Annotated in this window: 18 protein-coding genes; 9 read left to right on the plus strand and 9 right to left on the minus strand. The window is 53.8% G+C overall.

The genetic code is table 11. From position 1 onward, the window contains the following. Positions 1 to 42 precede the first annotated feature (42 nt). Positions 43 to 381, minus strand: a complete 339-nt coding sequence (locus BW972_RS06205) for a hypothetical protein (protein ID WP_007660316.1) — start codon at positions 379 to 381, stop codon at positions 43 to 45. 232 nt (positions 382 to 613) lie between these two features. Between BW972_RS06205 and BW972_RS06210 the strand changes: the two genes are divergently transcribed. Both BW972_RS06210 and msrB read left to right on the plus strand, forming a co-directional pair. Then, positions 614 to 1039 carry a DoxX family protein gene (locus BW972_RS06210; RefSeq protein WP_007660314.1) on the plus strand — a complete coding sequence of 142 codons (426 nt, stop codon included), beginning with the start codon at positions 614 to 616 and terminating at the stop codon, positions 1037 to 1039. 49 nt (positions 1040 to 1088) lie between these two features. After that, positions 1089 to 1547 (plus strand): peptide-methionine (R)-S-oxide reductase MsrB, encoded by a 459-nt coding sequence (msrB, locus tag BW972_RS06215; RefSeq protein WP_076421517.1) that lies wholly within the window; start codon positions 1089 to 1091, stop codon positions 1545 to 1547. Positions 1548 to 1593: 46 nt separating this feature from the next. On the opposite strand, the gene BW972_RS06220 is transcribed toward msrB, so the two are convergent. The 6 genes from BW972_RS06220 to BW972_RS06245 form a co-directional block, all read right to left on the minus strand. Beyond that, positions 1594 to 2712, minus strand: coding sequence for a tetratricopeptide repeat protein (locus tag BW972_RS06220; RefSeq protein WP_007660310.1), 1119 nt, complete (start codon positions 2710 to 2712; stop codon positions 1594 to 1596). Positions 2713 to 2779: 67 nt separating this feature from the next. Beyond that, a complete protein-coding gene (locus BW972_RS06225) occupies positions 2780 to 3241 on the minus strand; it encodes a tellurite resistance TerB family protein (protein WP_076421518.1) in 462 nt (153 codons plus the stop codon). A gap of 80 nt (positions 3242 to 3321) precedes the next feature. Next, positions 3322 to 4125 (minus strand): alpha/beta hydrolase, encoded by an 804-nt coding sequence (locus BW972_RS06230; RefSeq protein ID WP_234986312.1) that lies wholly within the window; start codon positions 4123 to 4125, stop codon positions 3322 to 3324. Between the two features lie 20 nt (positions 4126 to 4145). Beyond that, complete coding sequence (locus BW972_RS06235) at positions 4146 to 6911, minus strand: cation-transporting P-type ATPase (RefSeq protein ID WP_076422091.1); 2766 nt, start codon at positions 6909 to 6911, stop codon at positions 4146 to 4148. A 135-nt stretch (positions 6912 to 7046) separates the two neighbouring features. Beyond that, positions 7047 to 7817, minus strand: coding sequence for an SDR family NAD(P)-dependent oxidoreductase (locus tag BW972_RS06240; RefSeq protein ID WP_040574635.1), 771 nt, complete (start codon positions 7815 to 7817; stop codon positions 7047 to 7049). Between the two features lie 147 nt (positions 7818 to 7964). Continuing rightward, positions 7965 to 8426, minus strand: a complete 462-nt coding sequence (locus BW972_RS06245) for a DUF2267 domain-containing protein (protein ID WP_007659511.1) — start codon at positions 8424 to 8426, stop codon at positions 7965 to 7967. 226 nt (positions 8427 to 8652) lie between these two features. Here BW972_RS06245 and yjjX point away from each other — a divergent pair, with 226 nt between their 5' ends. Beyond that, on the plus strand, positions 8653 to 9213 hold the full coding sequence (gene yjjX / locus BW972_RS06250; protein ID WP_076421520.1) for an inosine/xanthosine triphosphatase: 561 nt from the start codon (positions 8653 to 8655) through the stop codon (positions 9211 to 9213). A 4-nt stretch (positions 9214 to 9217) separates the two neighbouring features. Here the strand turns inward: yjjX and BW972_RS06255 are convergent, their stop codons facing one another. Together BW972_RS06255 and BW972_RS06260 are read right to left on the minus strand one after the other, a co-directional pair. Next, entirely contained in the window at positions 9218 to 10147 is a 930-nt protein-coding gene (locus BW972_RS06255) for a gamma-glutamyl-gamma-aminobutyrate hydrolase family protein (RefSeq protein WP_076421521.1), read from the minus strand. Further along, positions 10128 to 11138, minus strand: a complete 1011-nt coding sequence (locus BW972_RS06260) for an amidoligase family protein (protein WP_076421522.1) — start codon at positions 11136 to 11138, stop codon at positions 10128 to 10130. The genes BW972_RS06255 and BW972_RS06260 overlap by 20 nt, the downstream gene beginning before the upstream one ends. 275 nt (positions 11139 to 11413) lie before the next feature. On the opposite strand from BW972_RS06260, the gene ggt reads away from it, so the two are divergent. From ggt to BW972_RS06290, 6 genes are all read left to right on the plus strand, one after another. Beyond that, positions 11414 to 13006 (plus strand): gamma-glutamyltransferase, encoded by a 1593-nt coding sequence (gene ggt, locus BW972_RS06265; RefSeq protein WP_234986350.1) that lies wholly within the window; start codon positions 11414 to 11416, stop codon positions 13004 to 13006. A 255-nt stretch (positions 13007 to 13261) separates the two neighbouring features. Then, positions 13262 to 14338, plus strand: coding sequence for an efflux RND transporter periplasmic adaptor subunit (locus tag BW972_RS06270; RefSeq protein ID WP_076421524.1), 1077 nt, complete (start codon positions 13262 to 13264; stop codon positions 14336 to 14338). Between the two features lie 2 nt (positions 14339 to 14340). Continuing rightward, positions 14341 to 15600 carry an ABC transporter permease gene (locus BW972_RS06275; protein ID WP_076421525.1) on the plus strand — a complete coding sequence of 420 codons (1260 nt, stop codon included), beginning with the start codon at positions 14341 to 14343 and terminating at the stop codon, positions 15598 to 15600. Between the two features lie 26 nt (positions 15601 to 15626). Then, positions 15627 to 16307 (plus strand): ABC transporter ATP-binding protein, encoded by a 681-nt coding sequence (locus BW972_RS06280; RefSeq protein ID WP_076422092.1) that lies wholly within the window; start codon positions 15627 to 15629, stop codon positions 16305 to 16307. 147 nt (positions 16308 to 16454) lie between these two features. Beyond that, the gene (locus tag BW972_RS06285) at positions 16455 to 17654 is read left to right on the plus strand and encodes an anhydro-N-acetylmuramic acid kinase (protein ID WP_007654005.1); all 1200 of its coding nucleotides are present in this window, start codon (positions 16455 to 16457) and stop codon (positions 17652 to 17654) included. 52 nt (positions 17655 to 17706) lie between these two features. After that, positions 17707 to 20718: a SusC/RagA family TonB-linked outer membrane protein gene (locus tag BW972_RS06290; RefSeq protein ID WP_076421526.1), complete on the plus strand. Its 3012-nt coding sequence runs from the start codon at positions 17707 to 17709 to the stop codon at positions 20716 to 20718. Positions 20719 to 20734 lie beyond the last annotated feature (16 nt).

The following is a 20734-nucleotide window of genomic DNA, read 5'->3' on the forward strand; positions in this document are numbered from 1 at the left end:
GGCTTTTGCTTTGTGACCATTTGGTCCATTTTTTATTTAAAACTAGTGCTTTTCGTTTCCAAGGCCTTCGTTGCTCTTGTGCCCTTTCAGGGTGCTGGCGTTCGGCTGGTTGTTGCGGAACTCCTTGTCGGTGCTGTCAGCGCCACGGCTGGTGGTGGTAGGGTTGGCATTAGAGCCTTGCGGGCTGTTTTGCTCGTTCGGGTTGTCTTTGCCATGTTTGGCACCACCACTGCTGCCTTCGCGGCTGGGCTTGTTTTCACCGCGGGTATTGTCCGCTCCGCCTGCCACAGGACCTGTCTGTTTGCCTTTGCCCAATCCGCTTACGCCTTCGCCTTTTCTTGAATTCGGGTCTTCTGAAATATTTCTATTGTTGTCGCTCATGGTTTGTTTTCTTTTAGATAGAACATATAAATCGACCGAGCGCCTGGGCTTCGGTCACTTAGTTGTACGAACCAGCCCCCTGAAAAGGTTGAGCAGGATACCTGTTATAGCCATGAAGCAACTCACCGGCAGGCAGGTATATTTCAACATTAAGCCCCAAAACACGTTAGCTCTTTTTGTAAGTGCTTGTTTAACAGCTTGCTAAGAAAAGCAGGTGTAAATCTCAATAACTATGGAAAGATTTCTAGGACCTTACAGCCCGCAACTGTATGCCATACTGCGCATTGTTTCAGGTCTGATGTTTGCCATGCACGGCACTCAAAAGCTCTTTGGCTGGCCCGGAGACGGCAGTACAGTGGAGCTGGCTTCGATGATGGGGGTAGCCGGAATAGTCGAACTGGTTGCCGGGCTCATGATCGCGTTTGGTTTCCTGACAGGCTGGGCTGCCTTTATTGCCAGTGGTCAGATGGCGGTGGCCTTCTTCACGGCTCACCTACCCGAAGGCTGGAATCCGTTGCTCAACAACGGCGAAAAAGCCGTGCTTTACTGCTTTCTGTTTCTGTACATGGCTGCCCGTGGCTCGGGTATCTGGAGCATCGACGCTGCCATGGGAAGAGGTACGAGGCGGGATACCGACAGGAAGCCCAGCTATACCTGACATGTCAGAAACGGATTCCACTGGTCAGGTATAGCCGCGTATAAGGAACATGCTACGCTGGAAAGACATCATCTACTACGCCAAATACGGCAATCCTGAACCTTATGAAAAAGTAGAGAAAACGGAAGAGGAGTGGAGGCAAGAGCTGACGGAAGCTCAGTACCAGGTGCTCCGCCAGAAAGCAACCGAACCGCCCTACCGCAATGCCTACTGCCGCTCTTACGAGCCGGGAGTCTATACCTGCGCAGGCTGTGGACAAATGCTGTTCAACGCTACAGAAAAGTACCACGCCATTTCCGGCTGGCCCAGTTTTACACAACCGGCCAGGCGGGGAGCCATCCGCTATACCTTCGACGACAGTCATCATATGCAACGCATGGAGGCGATCTGTAATGTGTGCGGCGGCCATTTGGGCCATGTTTTCAACGACGGACCTGAACCCGGGGGACTGCGCTACTGTATAAACTCAGCGAGTATGGTCAGGCTGCAGGACAGCCGTGAGGAGTAATAGCTTGCAGACGCTGGAGTATAACCGGGAGCTGATCAGCTATACCTTAATTGCATTTATTGTATTTCATCAGCTCCATGGCGTTGCGGTTGCCCAACTGGTGCGCTTTGGTTAGGTCGGTGCAGGCTTTGGCAGTTTGCTTCAGGGCCATATAGCAGTAGCCGCGTCCCAGGTATGCGCCAGGTGATTGTGCATCCAGACTAAGGGCCCGTGTGAAGTCCTTTTCGCCACCGGCATAGTCTTTCACTTTGATTTTCAGCTCACCACGTTTCGTATAAAACTCGGCATTCTTGCTGTTAAGGCTGATTGCCTTGTTATAGTCTGCCAGGGCTTCCTGCGTCTGACCGGTCTGGGTATAAGCCATGGCGCGATTGGCGTAGGCCTCCGAACGGCTTTTATCCAGGGCAATTACTTTCGTCAGATCCTGTATGGCACCTGACGTGTTCCCGCGCATGTGACGGAGCAAGGCCCGGTTGAAGTAGCCATCAGCGTGTGCCGGATCCAGTTTAACGGTAGTGCCATAGTCTGCTTCTGCTGCCGTGTGCTGTGCCAGCTGTTCCAGTGCCAGTCCTCTGTGGAAGTAGGCCTCGGCCGAAGTGGCATCCAGCTGTATGGCCTTGTCGAAGTGTCGTTTGGCTGCTTCAAAGTCTCCGGCACCATCACTCAGCTTGCCCAGTTCGATGTGGGCTGGAGCAGAAGGGGCCAGTTCAATGCTTTTCAATAAGTGCTGTCGGGCGGGTGCTGTTTTGTTGTCGAGGAGCAGGGCCAGGGCGCACTGGTAGTAGAGGGCTGCATCCTGGGGTGCGAGACGGATCGCTTTGCCATAGTCATACTGAGCGCCTTCCATGTCCTTCAGGTACACCTTCACCAGCGCCCTGTTGCTGAAACCGTCTTTGCTTCCTGCATTGAGCAGCAAGGCCCGGTCGAGGTCTGTCAGCGCGGCTTCGTAGTTTTTGAGGTTCAGGTATGCCAGCCCCCGGTTGTAGAACGGCTCAAAGGTGAAGCTGTCGCGGGCGATGACGATCGTGTAGGCGGCCACAGCCTCCTGGTAGCGACCGGCGTCAAAGTGCTGGTCTGCTAAAGTAAGCGGTGAGGGCCCCGGATCCTGGGCATTGGCCTGTAAAACAGAAAACAGAAGAAGGAAGCTGAGTAGAATTCGTATCATGCACCGCATTTAAAGTGCACAAAGTAACAAAATTGGCATCAATTCAGCTGCAATTTTTGAACCTGCTTCAATTGCATTGTTTGTCTCTGTTGAGAATCAGAATCACCCTTACAATTTCCTGCGCTTTCTCCTCATCCAGGTCAAGGGCGGAGTAAAGGTATTGTATAAGCTCCTCCTCCTTCTCGGTCACCACGCAGTCTGACAGCACCAGTTGGATGGTGTGGGCAAACAGGGTCGGGCGGTTTTCCTCAGCTATAAAGTCCACGGAGTTGTCGATAAGCACCTTGCTGCCTACCTGGGCGTGGGCATAGAATACGGATCTGCTGTAAGCCATGATGTCGTGCCCCTCAAACAGCTTTCTGTTGGCCAGGGTATGGGCCATCACATCCAGTTCTTCGTCTGCTACATCATCGTCCACAGCTACGCAGGCGTGCATAATAGCGATCCAGGCTTCCTGCTCGTTTTGTGGGGTATAGGTATAGGAATCGGGTACGTTGGTCCGACCTGTGGTGTTAAATACTCCTTCCATCTATTCTTTTATTGTTCAGTTATTGAGGTACTTGCTTGGTAATGCATTTGTTTTGTACGGCTCTGTTTTGAGTGGCCAACTCAAGGCAGTTTTGCCAGTATGCGTTCCACCTCTCGCTTGTAGGCGGGGTTCTCATTCATGCCATTATGCCCCTGTCCTTTAAGCAGCACTAACCGGTCCGTTGGCTTTAAGTGTGCCTTCAGCTTTTCAGAGGACCCAGGGTAGATGATCTCGTCCAGCATGCCATGGAATAGCGCAATCGGGGCTTTGGTCAGCTGTACAAACCGGAACGTCTCAAACTTATACCTGAGCAGGAAGGTAGGCACAAAGGGGTAGAGGCTCTGCATCAGATCGCCCAGGCTATAGTAAGGGGCCTGCAGGATCAGAAGCCGGGGCTTGTTTTCGGCTGCCAGTTTAGCCGCAGCGGCTGTCCCGATCGAGTAGCCGATCACCACGATCTGCTCTTCGCCATACCTGTTCTTCAGGACATCGTAAGCCGTCTGCACGTCTGCATAAAACTGGGATTCACCGCTGATGCTGCCCTCGCTTTTGCCATACCCGCGGTAGTCCAGCACAAACACATCGTACTGCAGGTCAGTATAGGTTTCGTATACCCAGCCCCAGGAGTCCACCGAGCCGGCATTTCCGTGCAGGTAGAAGACAAGCCCTTTCGGGTCAGGAACTTTAAAAAGCACACCGTGCAGTTTGGTGCCGTCGCTGGCGGGTATAGTGAGCTCCTCAAACTCCTGCCTGAACCCAAAACGGTAATCAGTGGGTAGTTTTTCCGGAAAGAAGATCAGGTTCTCTTGCTGAAACGATAAAAAACCCATAAGCAACAAGTATAGCGAAACCAGTACAATCCCAATGCGAACTAAAGTCTTCAAGGCTTAGGTATAGCAGCGGCCTAGTTACTGGCCGCCGCTTTCTCTTTTCGTTTGTTGATGCTAAAACGGATGGTCTTCTCGATGGTCACGATGATCAGCAGTACTACACCGGCGCCGAAGATGCGCAGCAACTGCATTGCATCCAGTGGTGCCGAGCCAAACAGGGTGTTCATGATCGGCAGGTAAATGAACAGTGCCTGAAAGAAGAACATCGCCGCGATACCGTAATACACCCACATGTTACTGAAGAAGCCGATCTGGCGCATGGGCCGCACCAGGGAGCGGCAGCTCAGCAGGTAAAAAGACTCCAGGACCACAAACACCGTTGTCGACACCGTGCGGGCCTCTGCTACATCTGTGCCCAGTATGCGGCGCTCGTACAGGTATAGGCCAAAGGCGGCGATCAGCAGGAGCGTACCTACCAGCAAGGTGCGCATGACCAGGTCTTTGGTCAGAATGGGCTCGTTTGTAGGGCGCGGCGGACGGTCCATGATACCCGGCTCCTTCGGCTCAAAGGCCAGTGTCAGGCCTAGCAGCACTGCAGTGGTCATGTTGATCCAGAGCAATTGCACCGGCTGCACCGGCAGCTGCGTGCCCAGGACCACAGCGAACAAGATCACAAGTCCCTCACCGAGGTTGGTCGGCAGTGTCCAGACAATGAACTTGGTCAGGTTGTCGAACACGCTGCGGCCTTCCTCCACAGCTCCTTCTATGGAAGAGAAGTTGTCGTCGGTGAGCACCATGTCCGAAGCGTCTTTGGCCACGTCGGTTCCGGTGATGCCCATGGCTATACCTATGTTTGCCTGTTTCAGGGCGGGGCCGTCGTTCACGCCGTCACCGGTCATGGCCACCACATGGTCGCGGGCCTGCAGGGCTTTCACAAGTCGCAGCTTCTGGTCAGGGGCTACCCGGGCGAATACGGCTGTTCTCTCGGCGATCTCCTCCAACTCCCGGTCCTCGATCTGCTGTAGTTCCTTTCCGGTGATGGCCTTGAGTTTGCCGTTTTCACGGGTGCCTTCCAGCCCGATCTGGCTGGCGATGGCGGAGGCCGTTGCGGCATGGTCACCGGTGATCATCTTCACGTCTATGCCTGCCTGCTGGCAAAGTTTCACAGCTTCCACAGCTTCCTTGCGCGGCGGGTCGATCATGCCCTGCAAACCGATAAATACCAGGCCGGAGCGCATGTTGTCGTGGTCTATACTGTTGAGGTCTTCCGCCTCAGCCATGCCGAATGCGAGCACGCGCAGGCCTTCACCAGCCATTTGCTCTACCTGTTTGTTAATGCCATCCGTGTCCAGACGACCGGTTTCGCCATCGGGCAGCAGCATGCTTTCGCTTCTTTCCAGCACGGCTTCCACGGAGCCTTTGAGGTATATGACGCGTCGTTCACCTTCGTGTAGGGTGGCCATGTACTGGTGTTCCGACTCAAAGGGAATGGCATCTTTGCGAGGCAGTTTCTGCTCCAGTTCGCCTCGCTCAAAGCCGGCTTTCTGTGCGGCCACCACCAGGGCACCCTCGGTCGGATCGCCTTCGATGGTCCACTGGCCTTCTTTCTCTTTTACTGAACTGTCGTTGCAGAGCAGGCCCGCTACCAGTAGTTGCTCGAGCGCCTTGTTCGTGTTCAGGTCCACCTGCTGTTCACCTTCCTGTACCTGCCCTTCCGGGCGATAGCCCAGTCCGCTCACAGCGTATACCTTGTTGCCGGCCACGATCTGCTGCACGGTCATTTGGTTTTCGGTCAGGGTACCTGTTTTATCAGAGCAGATCACGTTTGTGCTGCCAAGCGTCTCCACCGCCACCAGCTTGCGGATGATCGCTCGACGCTTGGCCATTTTGGAAACCCCCAGCGCCAGCATAATAGTTACAGCCACGGGCAACCCCTCAGGTATAGCACCTACTGCGAGAGCCACCGCCACCATAAAGGTATCGCCCCAGTCCGCTCCACGTACGGTCTCCACAATAAACACTGCAGCGGCCAGCCCCAGAATAACCCAGAGCAGAAGGTGGCTGAATTCCTTGATCTTCTTGGTGAGTGGGGTCTCCAGGGTTTCTGCACTCGAGATCGACTCCTGTATTTTGCCTACTTCGGTCTTATCGCCCGTGCTCACTACCACACCGGTTGCCTGCCCATAGGTCACGACTGTGGAGGCAAAGCCCATCGAGAAGCGGTCGCCCAGCACATCGTCGGCCGCTACAGGCGCTGCGTTCTTTTCCACTGCCACAGACTCACCGGTCAGTGCTGATTCGTCCACTTTGATGTCGCGCACGTGCACCAGCCGCACATCAGCCGGAAACTTGTCGCCGGACTGTACCTGCACTATGTCACCGGGGACCAGCTCCTGTGCATTGATGTTTTGTTTTTTGCCATCCCGGATCACCTGTGCCTTGGCCGTCATGCTGCGGGACAGCGCATCGATGGCAGCAAGCGCCTTGGATTCCTGTATGTACCCGATGATGGCATTGACGAATACGACTCCGAAGATCACAGCTGAGTCAATGTATTCTTCCAGCAGGAGGGTGACTACCGTGGCGACCAGCAGGATGTAAATCAGCGGCTGGTGAAATTGCAACATAAAGCGCACAAAGGCACTCTGTTGCTTTTTTGGCGTCATTACATTGCGTCCGTATTGCTCCTGCCGCTTCTGTACTTCAGTTTCTGTCAGTCCTTTTTTAGATGATACCCCCAGCAGCTCAAGTGCCTCCTGTGCGTCAAGGCTATGCCAGTCTATATGCTGGTCAGGGTTTAGCGGGCTTTTGCTTACTCTTTTCTGCTCTGTTACACTCATAGTCAGTTTGAAGTTCGTGTTGATGCAGCCAGCGGAGGAAAGGAATTCCCCCGCTGGTTGCACGTTTAATTCCAATACAAGGTGAGTATCTGAATTAAAATAACGCTTGCTCTCGCTTTGTTGTCATACGGGGAATTACTGGGTGAGGTAGGCTCCATCCACAGCATAGTAGGCGCCAGTCACAAAGGAGGCTTTGTCAGAACTGAGCCAGATCACCAGTTCTGCAACCTCTTCGGGCTCTCCCAGGCGGCCGATCGGGTGCTTGCCTGCCAGGAACTGCAACACCTCTTCGGTCATACCGGCATCGGTCAGCAGCGGCGTTTTGATAAAGGCAGGTCCGATGGCGTTGACGCGTATACCTTGAGCAGCATACTCGATGCCCCCGTTTTTAGTGAGTCCCACCACGCCGTGCTTGGCGGCCACGTAGGCGGCGGAGTTGGCAAAGCCCACCTGACCCAGGATAGAGGAATTGTTCACGATAGCACCGCCGCCGTTTTGCAGCATCTGTCTGATCTGAAAATGCATGCAGTAAAAGACGCTGTTCAGGTTCACGCTGATGACCTTGTTCCAGCCTTCGATGCTCATCTCACCGATCGGGTTGGCCTCACCGCCTATACCTGCGTTGTTGAAGGCAATATCCAGCCGGCCAAATTTCTCCACGGCCTGCTGCACCATGCGCTCGCAGTCTTCCGGCTTCGAAACATCACCCAGCACAAAGATGGCTTCACCGCCCTGGCCTTCTATCTCTTGCACTACCTGCATGCCCGGTTCTTCGTGAATATCGGACACAACTACTCTGGCCCCTTCGCGGGCGTAGAGGATCGCACTGGATTTGCCGATGCCCGAGGAACCGCCGGTTACAAGGGCTACTTTGCCTGTCAATTGTCTTTGTGATGATGCTGCCATTCTTTTCAGAGTTTTGAGTTTGGATCTTATTGGATTGAGTACAAATCTCTACATCAGACCCAAGCAAAAGAATGACCTCGGTCACCATTAAAACCGTTAGTTGTCAGTGCCGGGCCCTGTTGGTCTGCATGCCGCAGTAGGTATACCTTAGCCGCGGTGGCGCTCGGGCGCTGCCGGAAACAGCGGCTTTATGTCTGCTGGCATCTGTGTTGCAATATGCTGTAGCTGGCCTTCAGTGAGGTAGTGCATACTCAGTGAAGTCAGCACCACCGCGATCAGGTCTTCTGTGGACTGTGACCAGTTAAATTGCTGCTCTCCGTGCCTGGCCTGTTCCTGCTTCACGGCATCTTTAAACTCTTCCAGGCTCTCAAACTGCAGCGGCTGCTCCCGGTATTGCCAGTGCTCTGTGTAGAGGGCCTTCAGGAACATTGGCAATTGTGAGAGCACATGAAAAGACTCACTGATGGCGATTCTGTCCCGGATCGTGTGCAGGACCGCCCTCAGCAGAATGTAAGTCTGTCCTTTTTCTTCCGGATGCCCCAGGTCTGCCGCCAGCTGGTTGATGTACTCATTACCTTCCTGCGCGAATTTTTCAAAATAGTTTGCCATAGCTGTACATAGTTTTATGGTAGCGAAATAGAATTTGCCGGAGTCCTATGTAATTGCTAACGCGTAGTAAATGAGGATGTTTGGCAGGAAGTAGAACTATGCATTATACCTATATAATGCTCTTTGAGTAGCGACCGGTACTGTAAGCCGCTCAGCGGAGAATAGATGATTTTTACTTCTGCATTCACTTCACTTCCTTTGTAGCCGAGCAAGTAGCATATACCTGATGAGCAAAACAGAGCAAACCATCGTCGTCTCTTCGCGCAATCCCGTCAAAATAGAGGCTGCCCTCCGGGGTTTCCGCAAAATGTTCCCTGGTGTGCACTTCGAGGCCATACCTGTGTCGGTGCCCTCGGGCGTCGCAGACCAGCCTATGACTGACCAGGAGACTTTGACAGGTGCCCTGAACAGGGTGAACAATGCCTGTGCGGCACATCCGGAGGCTGATTACTGGATAGGTATAGAAGGTGGTGTGGAGACGCACGACGATGAACTGGCTGCTTTTGCCTGGGTGGTGGTACGGTCGGCCACAGGTATAGGCAGGGCCCGGTCTGCTTCTTTTTACCTGCCGGGTATTGTGGCTGACTTGGTGGGGCAGGGGATGGAACTGGGTGCAGCGGATGATCTGGTGTTCAACAAGTCTAACTCAAAGCAGGTATCCGGCGCCATCGGGCTGCTTACTGACAATGCGGTAGACAGGGCGCAACTCTACGAACAAGCCGTTGCGCTGGCACTGGTGCGCTTCAAGAACGAAGCGCTATACCTGCAGAAATCGCTGGAAAAGTAGCCTATCACTCGGGTTGGGTATCATCGCATTGCTGTTCCAACTGCTTTTCGGCTTCCAGGGCTGGCTGTGACATGGCAGCCTGCAGGTCCTGCTCCTCGATCTGCTGATTGACCAGCCTGGCCTGCTGCACCAGTCCTTTGAATAACCGACGGTGTGAGCGACTCTGCGGCAGATACTCCGGATGCCATTGCACACCGATCATGAATTCCTGCTCCTGGTGTTCTATACCTTGCACGACCTTGTTGGGCTCACGGGCCACTATATTCACGGATTCTCCTGCTTCTTTTACTGCCTGGTTGTGCAGCGCATTCACGCGAAGTCGCTGCGTCCCCAGCACCTGTGCGAGCTTACTCCCTGCTTTTATGTGCACTTTTTTCACCGGAAACACACTCGCCGGATTAGGCTCTTCAAGGTAAAAGGTGTTGATATCCTGGTAGAGGGTGCCCCGGAAGTAGACGTTCATCAGCTGCGCGCCCCGGCAGATGCCCATCACTGGCAGGCCTTTCTGGACGGCCTGATCCAGCAGCTGCAGTTCCAGTTGGTCGCGGGCACGGTCCAGTCCGAAGAAAAGCTTTCGACTCAGCAGCTTGCGCAGCAGAAAAACAGCCGGGTAGTAGACCCAGCTCACAAAGCGGCCCACCCGCTGAAAAATGTTTTTCCTCGGGTGCTGCAGCGTGCGCTGCAGGTACTCGTCCATCACATGCTCCTGTTCATAAATAGTAGGGTCCACGTCAGCGCCTCCGCCTATGATCAGTCCCTGCAGACCATCAGCAGTGCGGGGCCTGGAGGGCGTGATGCGCACGGGCCGGCCCCCGGCAATAAGTACCGAGAGCGCCGTGAAGAACCAGGCGGCCCCGCCTCCCTTGTCCGGTCCGGTAATGCCAATGGTTGGTCTGCCGCGGTGTATCTTATTTTTAGATTTTAGGATAGCCATTCCGTATTCTTTTGATCCATTTGGTTTCAAATCCTAGCAGGGTATTCGCTTTGAGGTAGCCGTATTCTTTGCTGAGATGCTCTACCATGCCCGGGTCGCTTGCCAGTTCCTCCACCCGTACCCAGATGTTCCATTCCTGTGCCAGCGTCCAGTCCGGCTGTGCGATCGAACTGTTGGGCAGTCTGTAATGAAAGGCACTGCGGGCCTTTACCTTGCCGAGTTTGGTATACTGCATCAGCAGGTCGCCTCTGAGGTGGGCTAGCAGCGGGTACAGGTCAAGCGGGCGGTTCCGGTCGGGGTTGTAGGTATGGTAATCTATGATAAACCCGTCCAGATCAGGGGTGTAGCCCGGGTTCAGCACAAGGGTCACGTATTCGATCGGGTATGGGGCAATAAAGGGACTGATCTGCCTTGCCAGGTCGGTCCGGCCTTCTTCCAGCAGCCAGGGGTACAGCAGCAGGAAAGCGCGCAGATAGGTCAGCAGCGTACCGACATCCTGACGTGGAACCTCCACATTGATGTGGGTGCCGAAGGCGTTGGTGAGGAAAGACTGGGTTCCCTCAGCATGAAGCTTGTAAAGGGCCTCCCGCAGCTTTTCTATTTCCGCGAGCTCCGTGCAGGGAATGGGCGGACAGGCGATCTCGTTCGGAAACACCTTGCCGACCAGGCTACGGAGTGTTTCCTCTACCTCATCTTCCAGGGTACCATTCCCGATTTTGACATCCTCGAGGCGCAGATTGAAGGTCTCAAACACTTTTTTGTAGCGCTTTTCCGTCAGCAGCGTCAGGTCGAATTCAATCGTAAAATCGCCGAGCTTCGTGTCTGTTACCTTTTGTTTGAAGCGGTTTTCCTTTTGTATAATTCCCCCATACAGCTCCTGAACTAGTTGCGCCGAGTCTTCTATGCTTACATTGGTATACTCCAGCTCAAAGCCCACAGTGCGTAGCGCTCCTTTTTCATTGTGCAGTATGGGAGGTTGTTTGAATACCATATGTAAGTTTCCTGATAAGTTAATAAAAACGGCTATACAGGTATACGGTTCGGATGCGCCTCTTGCAGCCAGAGATAATCGATCCTTACAGCCTGCAGCTATACCTGCTTTAAAACCCGATGCGCTGCAATCGGGTAAAGAATAGGATTCATACACTGAAAAAAGAAAGAGCAGGCTTGACATTCATCAGGATCACCCTAATTCTTGCAATCATCAGTTTCTCGGGCTGCGCAGGCTGGGATACAAACGAAACCGGGCTGGTCACTGACAAGGCCATGGTGGTGACAGCGCATCCGCTGACTTCTGAGGTGGGCGCTGCCATACTGCGCAGAGGCGGCAATGCCGTGGACGCGGCAGTGGCGGTGCAGTTTGCCCTGGCAGTGGTATACCCTGATGCCGGGAACATAGGAGGCGGTGGTTTTCTGGTGCTGCGGCAGCAGGATGGGAGCGTGGATGCGCTGGACTACAGGGAAAAAGCACCCGGAAATGCGCACCGTGACATGTACCTGGATGCGCAGGGAAATGTAATTACCGAACTCAGCTTCAAGGGGCATCTGGCAGCGGGCGTGCCCGGCACGGTGGCCGGCATGGTGCAACTGCACCAGAAGTATGGTAGCATGCCCTGGGCTGAGCTAGTACAACCGGCGGTGGAACTGGCCGCCAAAGGCTTTCCCCTGACCCGTAAAGAGGCAAAGAAGTTGAACGATGAACGGAGCGATTTTATAAAGTACAATACCCAGCGGCCGGCATTTATTCTCCAGGATCGCTGGCGGGAGGGGGATACGCTACGGCTCAGAGAACTGGCCTATACCTTAGCACGCATCCGGGACCAGGGAAGAGCAGGCTTTTATGAAGGCGAAACAGCAGCACGCATTGTGGCAGAAATGGAACGGGGCGGAGGCATCATTTCAAAAGAGGACCTGGCGGCTTACCGCCCTGTCTGGCGGGAGCCGTTGCGGGGGCAGGTGGGCGACTATCAGGTTATCTCCATGCCGCCTCCTTCCAGCGGGGGCATTGCCCTGCTGCAACTGCTGAACATTGCTCAAAATTACCCGCTGGAAGACTGGGGCTGGAACGCTGCCCGGACCGCACACCTGATGGTGGAGGCAGAACGAAGGGTATACGCTGACCGTGCCCGTCATGTGGGTGACCCGGACTACTATGACGTGCCAGTGGCGGGCCTCCTGGACACGGCGTATATTCGTAGCCGAATGCGGGATGTGTCGCTTGACAGAGCCACAGACAGCGATGCAGTGGCAGCAGGTGCTCCGGCTCCTCCCGAAAGCCCGAACACCACCCACTACTCCATCGTTGATCCGGAGGGAAACGCTATTTCGGTGACCACAACGCTCAACAGCAGCTTTGGCTCCAAAGTATTTGTGGGGGGCGCTGGCTTTCTGCTCAACAACGAGATGGACGATTTCAGTGTGAAGCCAGGCCACCCGAACAGCTACGGCCTGGTGGGAGGGGAGGCCAATGCCATCGCGCCCGACAAGCGCATGCTCAGCTCCATGACACCCACCATACTCGAAAAGAACGGCCAACTCCACCTGATCATCGGCAGCATGGGTGGGTCCACTATCATCACCACCGTGTACCAGATCATCCTGAATGTGACAGTGCATAACATGCCGATGCAGGGGGCTGTAAACGCCGGTCGCTTTCACCACCAGTGGAAACCAGACTGGATACTCTGCGAGTGGGGAGCACTGGGCTTTGGCACAGGACTGAAGATGTGGTGGAGAGGACACAGAATTGCCCCCAAATCAGGAGGAATAGGCAGGGCGGCAGGTATACTGGTGCGCCCGGATGGCAGATTGGAGGGTGGGGCAGACCCCAGAGGGGATGATGCGGCGGCTGGTTTCTGAGTATCCTTATCTGTTAAATAGAGAAGCTAAAAGCAGGGCTGTCAGGAGATGAAACAGGGAGCAGCTTTTTTGAGATAATTTTGAATTAATCTGGCTGACCGGAGTGCATTGCTCTTCTGAATGCCTTACATTTGAAGCGTAACACGAGCCTGTTAAGATAGGCCGGGGATACCCTTGCAGCGGCCACTAATCTGCTTTCTGGTAAAGCGTGAGTCCGCCTGCAACTATGTCCACTACGCACAAAAAATCAAGACAATGAAACGGTACTTTCAACTGGCCTTTCTATTGGTTTGCCTTGCCTCCTGCGGCGGGGATAGGGAAACGACTCAGCCCACGGTGGAGGATATTACAGAGTCGGTCTACGCATCGGGTGTGGTGAAGAGCCGCAACCAGTACCAGGTATACCCGGTGGTGAGCGGCATCATAGAGGAGATACTGGTGACCGAGGGAGATACCGTGCAGCAGGGGGAGGTGCTGGTGCGCATCGGCAATGAGGCTGCCCGGCTGAGTACCGAAAACGCCCGCCTGGCTGCTGAGTACGCCCGTGTGAGCGCCAATGCTGAGAAACTGGCCGAGTTGGAGGAAAATATCGAGCTGGCCCGTAGCCGTATGCGCAACGACTCCCTGCTGCTCGTGCGCCAGCGCAACCTCTGGGAAAACCAGATCGGAACCCGCGTGGAACTGGAACAACGGGAGCTGGCCTACAAAAACTCCGCTACAGCCTACCGGTCCGCACGCCTTCGCTACAACGACCTTAAAAAGCAGCTCGATTTTGCCGCCCGTCAGTCACAGAAAAACCTGCAGATCAGTCAAAGCCAAAGCAGCGACTTTACCGTGCGCAGCGAAACCAACGGCAAGGTATACAGCATGCTGCGCGAGAAAGGAGAACTGGTGAGTCCGCAGGTGCCTATTGCCGTGCTGGGCGATGCCGAGGAGTTTATACTCGAGCTGCAGGTGGATGAATACGACATTGCCCGTGTGAAGCCCGGACAGCAGGTGCTGCTCAACCTAGACAGCTACCGGGGACAGGTGTTTGAGGGGCGTATCACCAAAATAAACCCGGCTATGAATGAGCGTACCCGCTCCTTTACCGTGGAGGCCGAATTTGTGACCATGCCCGATGCGCTCTACCCCAACCTCACCACAGAGGCGAACATCGTCATTCAAGCTAAAAAGGATGCCCTCACCATACCCCGCGACTACCTGGTGGACGGCACCTATGTGCTGAAAAGCAAAGACGAGCGGGTGCCGGTGAAGACTGGCCTGAAAGACTACCAGAAGGTGGAGATAGTGGAAGGTTTGTCCAGAGAAGATGTGATCGTGAAGCCGTAGCGATGAATTTCAGACTGATATTCAGTATTGCAAAATCCTTGTTGCTGGCCCGCTGGCGGCAGACGCTGGTGGCAGCCGTGGGTGTGACCTTCAGCATTGCCATGTTCGTGACGCTGCTCGGTTTTATGAACGGACTCAACGATATGCTCGACAGCCTGATCCTGAACCGTACCCCGCATGTGCGGCTCTACAACGAGATAAAACCCAGCGAGAATCAGCCGGTGAATGAAGTCGACCAGTACAAAAACTCCTACAACTTTATCAGTTCAGTGAAGGCAGGCATCACCCGGCAGGAGATCTATAACAGCGGCCCTATCCTGCAGACTGTGAAAGCTGATGAGCGGGTGCTTGGCGCTACTCCCAAGCTGCTGGCCCAAGTCTTTTACAATGAAGGCACCATTGATATCACCGGCGTGATCAACGGGATAGATGTGGAGGAGGAAAGCCGCCTGTTCAATTTTCAGGAATACGTAACATCCGGCGATGCCATCGATGCAAAGAACGTAGCCAATAGTATCATACTCGGCAAAGGTCTGGCAGAAATACTGGTAGCCGATATAGGCGATGTAGTGCAGGTAACCACGGCACAGGGGGAGCGATTTCCGCTGAAGGTGGTAGGCTATTTCCAGTCAGGTATACAGGAGATCGACAAGGTACAGAGCTATGCCTCCATCGCTACTACTCAAAAGCTGCTGGGGAAGCCTGCCAACTACATGACCGACATCCAGGTGAAGCTGCATGATCTGGAGCAGGCTCCGGTCGTGGCCCGCGAGTATGCGCAGCTTTTTAAGGTTGATGCCGAGGACATACAGACCGCGAACGCCCAGTTCGAAACAGGCAGCAACGTACGCTCGCTCATATCCTATGCCGTGGGTGTGACGCTGCTGATCGTGGCGGGCTTTGGCATTTTCAATATCCTCAACATGATGATCTATGAGAAGATGGACTCCATTGCCATACTCAAGGCCACTGGCTTTTCTGGTCGGGATGTGAACCTGGTTTTCCTGGTCATTGCTATGAGCATCGGCTTTTTCGGCGGTATGATGGGGCTACTGTTCGGCTTTATTTTCTCCGCCATCATCGACAGCATCCCCTTCAACACCTCCGCATTGCCTACCATCGAAACGTACCCGGTTAACTACGATCTGATCTACTATTTCATTGGTGGGTCTTTCTCGCTAATCACGACGTACTTTGCCGGTTTCTTCCCGGCCCGCAAGGCAAGCAAGGTAGACCCGGTTGAGATCATCAGAGGCAAATAAGAGGCATGAAAGGCAGAGACGAAAACATGCAGGAAGTCATACTTGAAGCGCGACACGTCAACAAGGCGTTTCATGACCCTGTGACGGTGCAGGTGCTGCGCGATATCACTTTTACAATAAATAAAGGAGAGTTTGTGTCGGTAATCGGAAAGTCGGGCTGCGGCAAGTCCACGCTGCTCTACATCCTTTCCACCATGGATACCGACTATACCGGCGAGTTGTACATAGACAATGAACTGATGTCAGGCCGCCCGGACCCCGAACTGGCCCGTATCCGAAACGAGAAGATTGGCTTCGTTTTCCAGTTTCACTACCTGCTCAACGAGTTCACGGTGCTGCGCAATGTCATGCTGCCTGGGCTGAAACTGGGCAGGTATAGCGAGCAGGAGGTAGAGCACCGCGCCATGGAGCGGCTCAAAATGCTGGGTATAGACCAACTTGCCAAACAGTCGGCCTACCGCATTTCAGGAGGGGAGAAGCAGCGGGTGGCCATTGCCCGGGCTCTCATCAACGACCCCCATATCATCATGGGGGACGAGCCTACCGGTAACCTCGACAAGCGTAACAGCGACATCGTTTTCAATATCTTCAAGGAGCTTACCGAGGAGCACAACCAAACCCTGCTCATCGTGACCCACGACCCGGAATTTGCCGAAAATACACACCGTATCATCGAAATGGAGGACGGGCGGATTATCCGGAGTTAAGAAAACAGGTCAGAGCAATAGCCTATTTGTGAGTTTCTGCATGATTATGCTGAAATTCGCTCCCATATATATTACCTAAGCCTTATATATTTCGTATGAAGAATCTATGGTTCTTTAGGCTGTTAACACCCTTATGTTAAATTAATTATGAACAAAATGCTGGAGCAGCTTTTCAAAGTTGCTGGTAAAGAGAAAAGAACCATTATTGGCCTGATGTCAGGCACTTCCTTGGACGGCCTCGATATTGCACTCTGTGAGTTTGAGGGAAATGGTACTCAAACCCGCATGAAGCTGCGTGAATTTGTAACCATGCCCTACGATGAAACTTTTAAGCGGGAAGTAAAGGCAGTCTTTTCTAAAAGGGAAGTTGACCTGGAGCGGGTTTGCCTGCTGAACGCCTACATCGGGCGCTTCCACGCCGACCTCATCAACAAAAGCCTGCAGACGTGGGGAGTGGAATCTGCTGATGTGGATGTGATTGCCAGTCATGGACAAACCATTTACCACGCACCAGCTTCGCTGCATGGTGTAGCAGGCATGCCAGATGCGACACTCCAGATTGGCGATGGCGATCATATTGCGATGGGTACAGGCATCATCACCCTGAGCGACTTCCGGCAGAAGCATGTGGCGGCAGGGGGTGAGGGCGCACCTCTGGCGGTGTACGGAGACTACCTGCTCTTCTCGGAACAGGACCAGAACCGGATCATGCTCAACATAGGGGGTATAGCCAACTTCACGTTTCTGCCAGGCGACCTCGATACGAGCCGTATCTTCTCGACCGATGTAGGACCTGGCAATACGCTGATGGACGCTTATGTGCAGCAGCAGTTTCCCGGCACCTACTACGACGCCGATTCCGCCATCGCATTGAAAGGTACCTATAACCAGGCGCTGGTGGCATCTCTCCTTTACCATCCCTTCTTTGAGCAGGACTTTCCTAAAACGACCGGCCCCGAACTGTTCAACCTGTCATACCTGGCAGAGGCACAGCGCAGATCCGATACGGAGCACCTGTCCCCGGAAGATGTGATGGCGAGCCTGAACCGGTTTTCGGCAGTGGCCATCAGCGGGGCACTGACACGTTCACTTGGTGATTCTGACTTTGAAATTTTCCTGAGTGGCGGCGGTATGCACAATCCACTGCTTATACAGAACATAAAGGCGCTTTTGCCAGGTGCTACTGTGCGCGACACAGCTGAGCTTGGCGTATCGCCGGATGCAAAAGAGGCGGTGCTGTTTGCCACCCTGGCCAACGAGTGCCTGGTGGGAGAGCCTATTGAGTTCGGTCCAGGCAAGAGGCGGGTGCCTTCTGTACTGATGGGGAAAATCAGTTTACCGGAGTAAATTCTGAACATCAATACATCATAATTATACACAGTACAAAATAAGAGGCACTATGAGAAAAATTTACATGATTGGGAGGGTCTCCGGAAAGGCTATCCTGCTGTGTTTCCTCCTGTTGGTTGCTGCCTGTCAGCTGGCCATCGCCCAGGGTGCACGCTACACCATTACGGGTACCGTAACCGATGCCCGCACCAAGTCACCGCTGCCAGGCGTGGTGGTAAAGTTCCAGAACAACAACATCGCCACGGCCACCGATGCGAATGGGGAATACAACCTGCCAGCAGCGCTACCCCCGGGTAGTTATCAGCTCACGTTCTCGTTCATAGGTTTCAGGCCGGAAGTACGCCCCATTACCCTGGGCGATCAGCAAACGGTGCAGGTAGACGTGCAGATTCGGGAGGATATTGTGGGTTTGGATGAAGTAGTAGTGACAGGAACATCAGTAGCAACCAGCAAAAAGCAGCTGGGCAATGCCATCTCCACCGTCTCCGCTGCCTCACTCGAAAACAGCGTGGCCACTTCCGTAGACCAGGCCCTGGCAGGTAAGGTGGCCGGTGCGCAGATCAGTCAGAACTCCGGTAACCCGGCCGGTGGTATTTCCGTGCGACTGCGGGGTACCAGTACTGTGGTAGGTTCCGGTGACCCGCTTTACATTGTGGACGGGGTGATCATCAACAACAGCTCACCCGAGCTGATTGACCTGGGAGGGTATGCGCAGAACAGATTGGTGGATATTAACCCAAATGATATTGAGCGGATTGAGATCATAAAAGGCGCAGCAGCTGCTGCTATATACGGTTCAAGGGCCAGCAACGGGGTGGTGCAGATCTTTACCAAACGCGGTGTGGAGGGTGCCCCTAAAATTGCGGTTTCCACCCAGTTTCGTGTAAATGAAGTGCGCAAGACGCTCGATTACAACCAGTACCCTTTCCGCTTTGTCAACAACATCGCCTCAGACCTCACCCAGGAGCCTGTTACGCGATACGACTTCCAGGACATGATTTTCAGGACAGCCTTCGGTACTGAAAATAATGTGTCGCTTTCAGGGGGTAGTGCAAATACCCAGTACTTTATGAGCGGCAATTTCCTGAGTAACCAAGGTATCATTGACAACACTTCCTTTAAGCGGGGAGGTGCCCGCTTGCGCCTTGACCAGACGGTGAATAACTGGGTGTCCGTTTCCTTAGGAGCCAATTACATACTCAGTGACAGCGAAGAGATTCCGAACGGTGGTCTGCTCGAAACGTATGGTGCACTGACCGGATTTATTTTCAGTAATAACTTTATCAATCCAGAGCCGGTAAATGGGATTTACCCTTCGACGGCACCAACTGCCATTCTGCGCCGCACCAATCCACTTGAAGCGATCAACCGCTTTGATTTCGGGCAACGCACCAGCCGCTTTATTGGTGACTTTCAGCTGAACCTAACCCCGGCCAATGGCTTGAATATTAATTATGTAATTGGATACGATAACTCCACCCAGATTGCGACAGGCTTCATACCAGTTGGCAACACGACCCCATCCTACGATGCGGGCTACTCTCGCCGTGCCGACCGCACTTCATATCTGCTCAACAATGACCTGAATGTATCTTACCGTACCTTACTGACCGATTGGCTGGAGTCAACGACAGGTATAGGCGGTACGGTGCAAACCGAACAACACTACACGACAGCTATAACAGGTACTCAACTCGGACCTATTGCCCGTACCAGTACAAGCGGCGCAACTGTGGTTTCGAATGATAGCCGGGTGGACCTCAACATCATGGGCTTTTTTGCGCAGCAGACTTTTGGCATCGGCGACCGTTTCTTCCTGACGGGTGCTGGCCGCTACGACGTATCCTCTGCGTTCGGAGAAGAAGACAGGTGGCAGTTTTACCCAAAACTGAGCGGAAGTTACCTCGTTTCGAATGAGAGTTTCTGGCAGGGGCTCAGTGACATTATACCCATTTTCAAATTGCGGGCCTCCTACGGACAGGCAGGTAACCTGACAGCCATAGGCGCTTATGAGCGCTATACCAATTACAACCCTGTTTCATTGCCTGGTCTTCCCGGCGTGATCCCATCCACACTCTTAGGTAACACAGGTATAAAACCAGAGCGGCAGGTCGAAACAGAATTCGGCGCCGATATGAGTTTTCTGGATGGCAGACTAGGGCTGGAGTTTTCTGTCTATAAAAAAGATGTGAAAGACCTGCTGCTATTCATCGGGTTGACGCCTTCTTCCGGTTTCCTTAACCAATACGCTAACATTGGCACAATGACGAACAGAGGCTTTGAACTGATGCTCACAGGCGCACCTGTTCAGACGGAGCGTGTACGCTGGACCTCGACTTTGATCTACTCCCGCAACCGAAACGAAGTGAACGATATACCTGGTGGTGTGTTGCCATTCCCGGGTGGTTTCGGGCAGGTGGCGGCTGTTGACGGTTATCCGCTTGGTTCATTTTACAGCACCTATTTCGCCCGAAATCCGGATGGCACGCTGCTGCTGACCCCCACCGGTCTGCCACAGCCTGAGCGTGCAGGACGCAACCCCGAAAACGGGCAGCCCATCGGCGCCACAGTGCCTAAAGTGATCGGTGACCCTAACCCCGACTGGACAGGCTCGTGGGTGAACGACATCTCAGTGGGTGAGCGCCTGTCATTCCGCACCCAGTTTGATGCGGTTTACGGTTTCGATGTGTTCAACTTCACGCGCCGTGTAGGTGAGCGCGACCTGTATGGGGGACTGGCTGGTTATGAGCCAGAGCTAAGAGGAGAAGTGCCGAAAGGAACCTCTGCTGCGCTGTTCGGGATATTTGAGAATTACATTGAAGACGGCTCCTTTATCAAGTTGAGAGAGGTATCAGTGGCTTATAGCTTCAAGCCAGCTTTCCTGGGAGGTAATAACGTGCGGCTCAGCCTGGCTGGGCGTAACCTGTTCTCGATTGACGACTACAGTGGCTATGACCCGGAGATAAATGCCGCCGGTCAGACCAACGCCGTGAGGGGCTTTGACTTCGTGGAGGTACCGATCCCCAGAACCTATGCCCTGGGACTCAACTTTACCTTCTAATTCTTCTTCAACCTAA

This window comes from Pontibacter lucknowensis (assembly GCF_900156415.1).
In the GTDB taxonomy this organism is placed as follows: Bacteria; Bacteroidota; Bacteroidia; order Cytophagales; family Hymenobacteraceae; genus Pontibacter; species Pontibacter lucknowensis.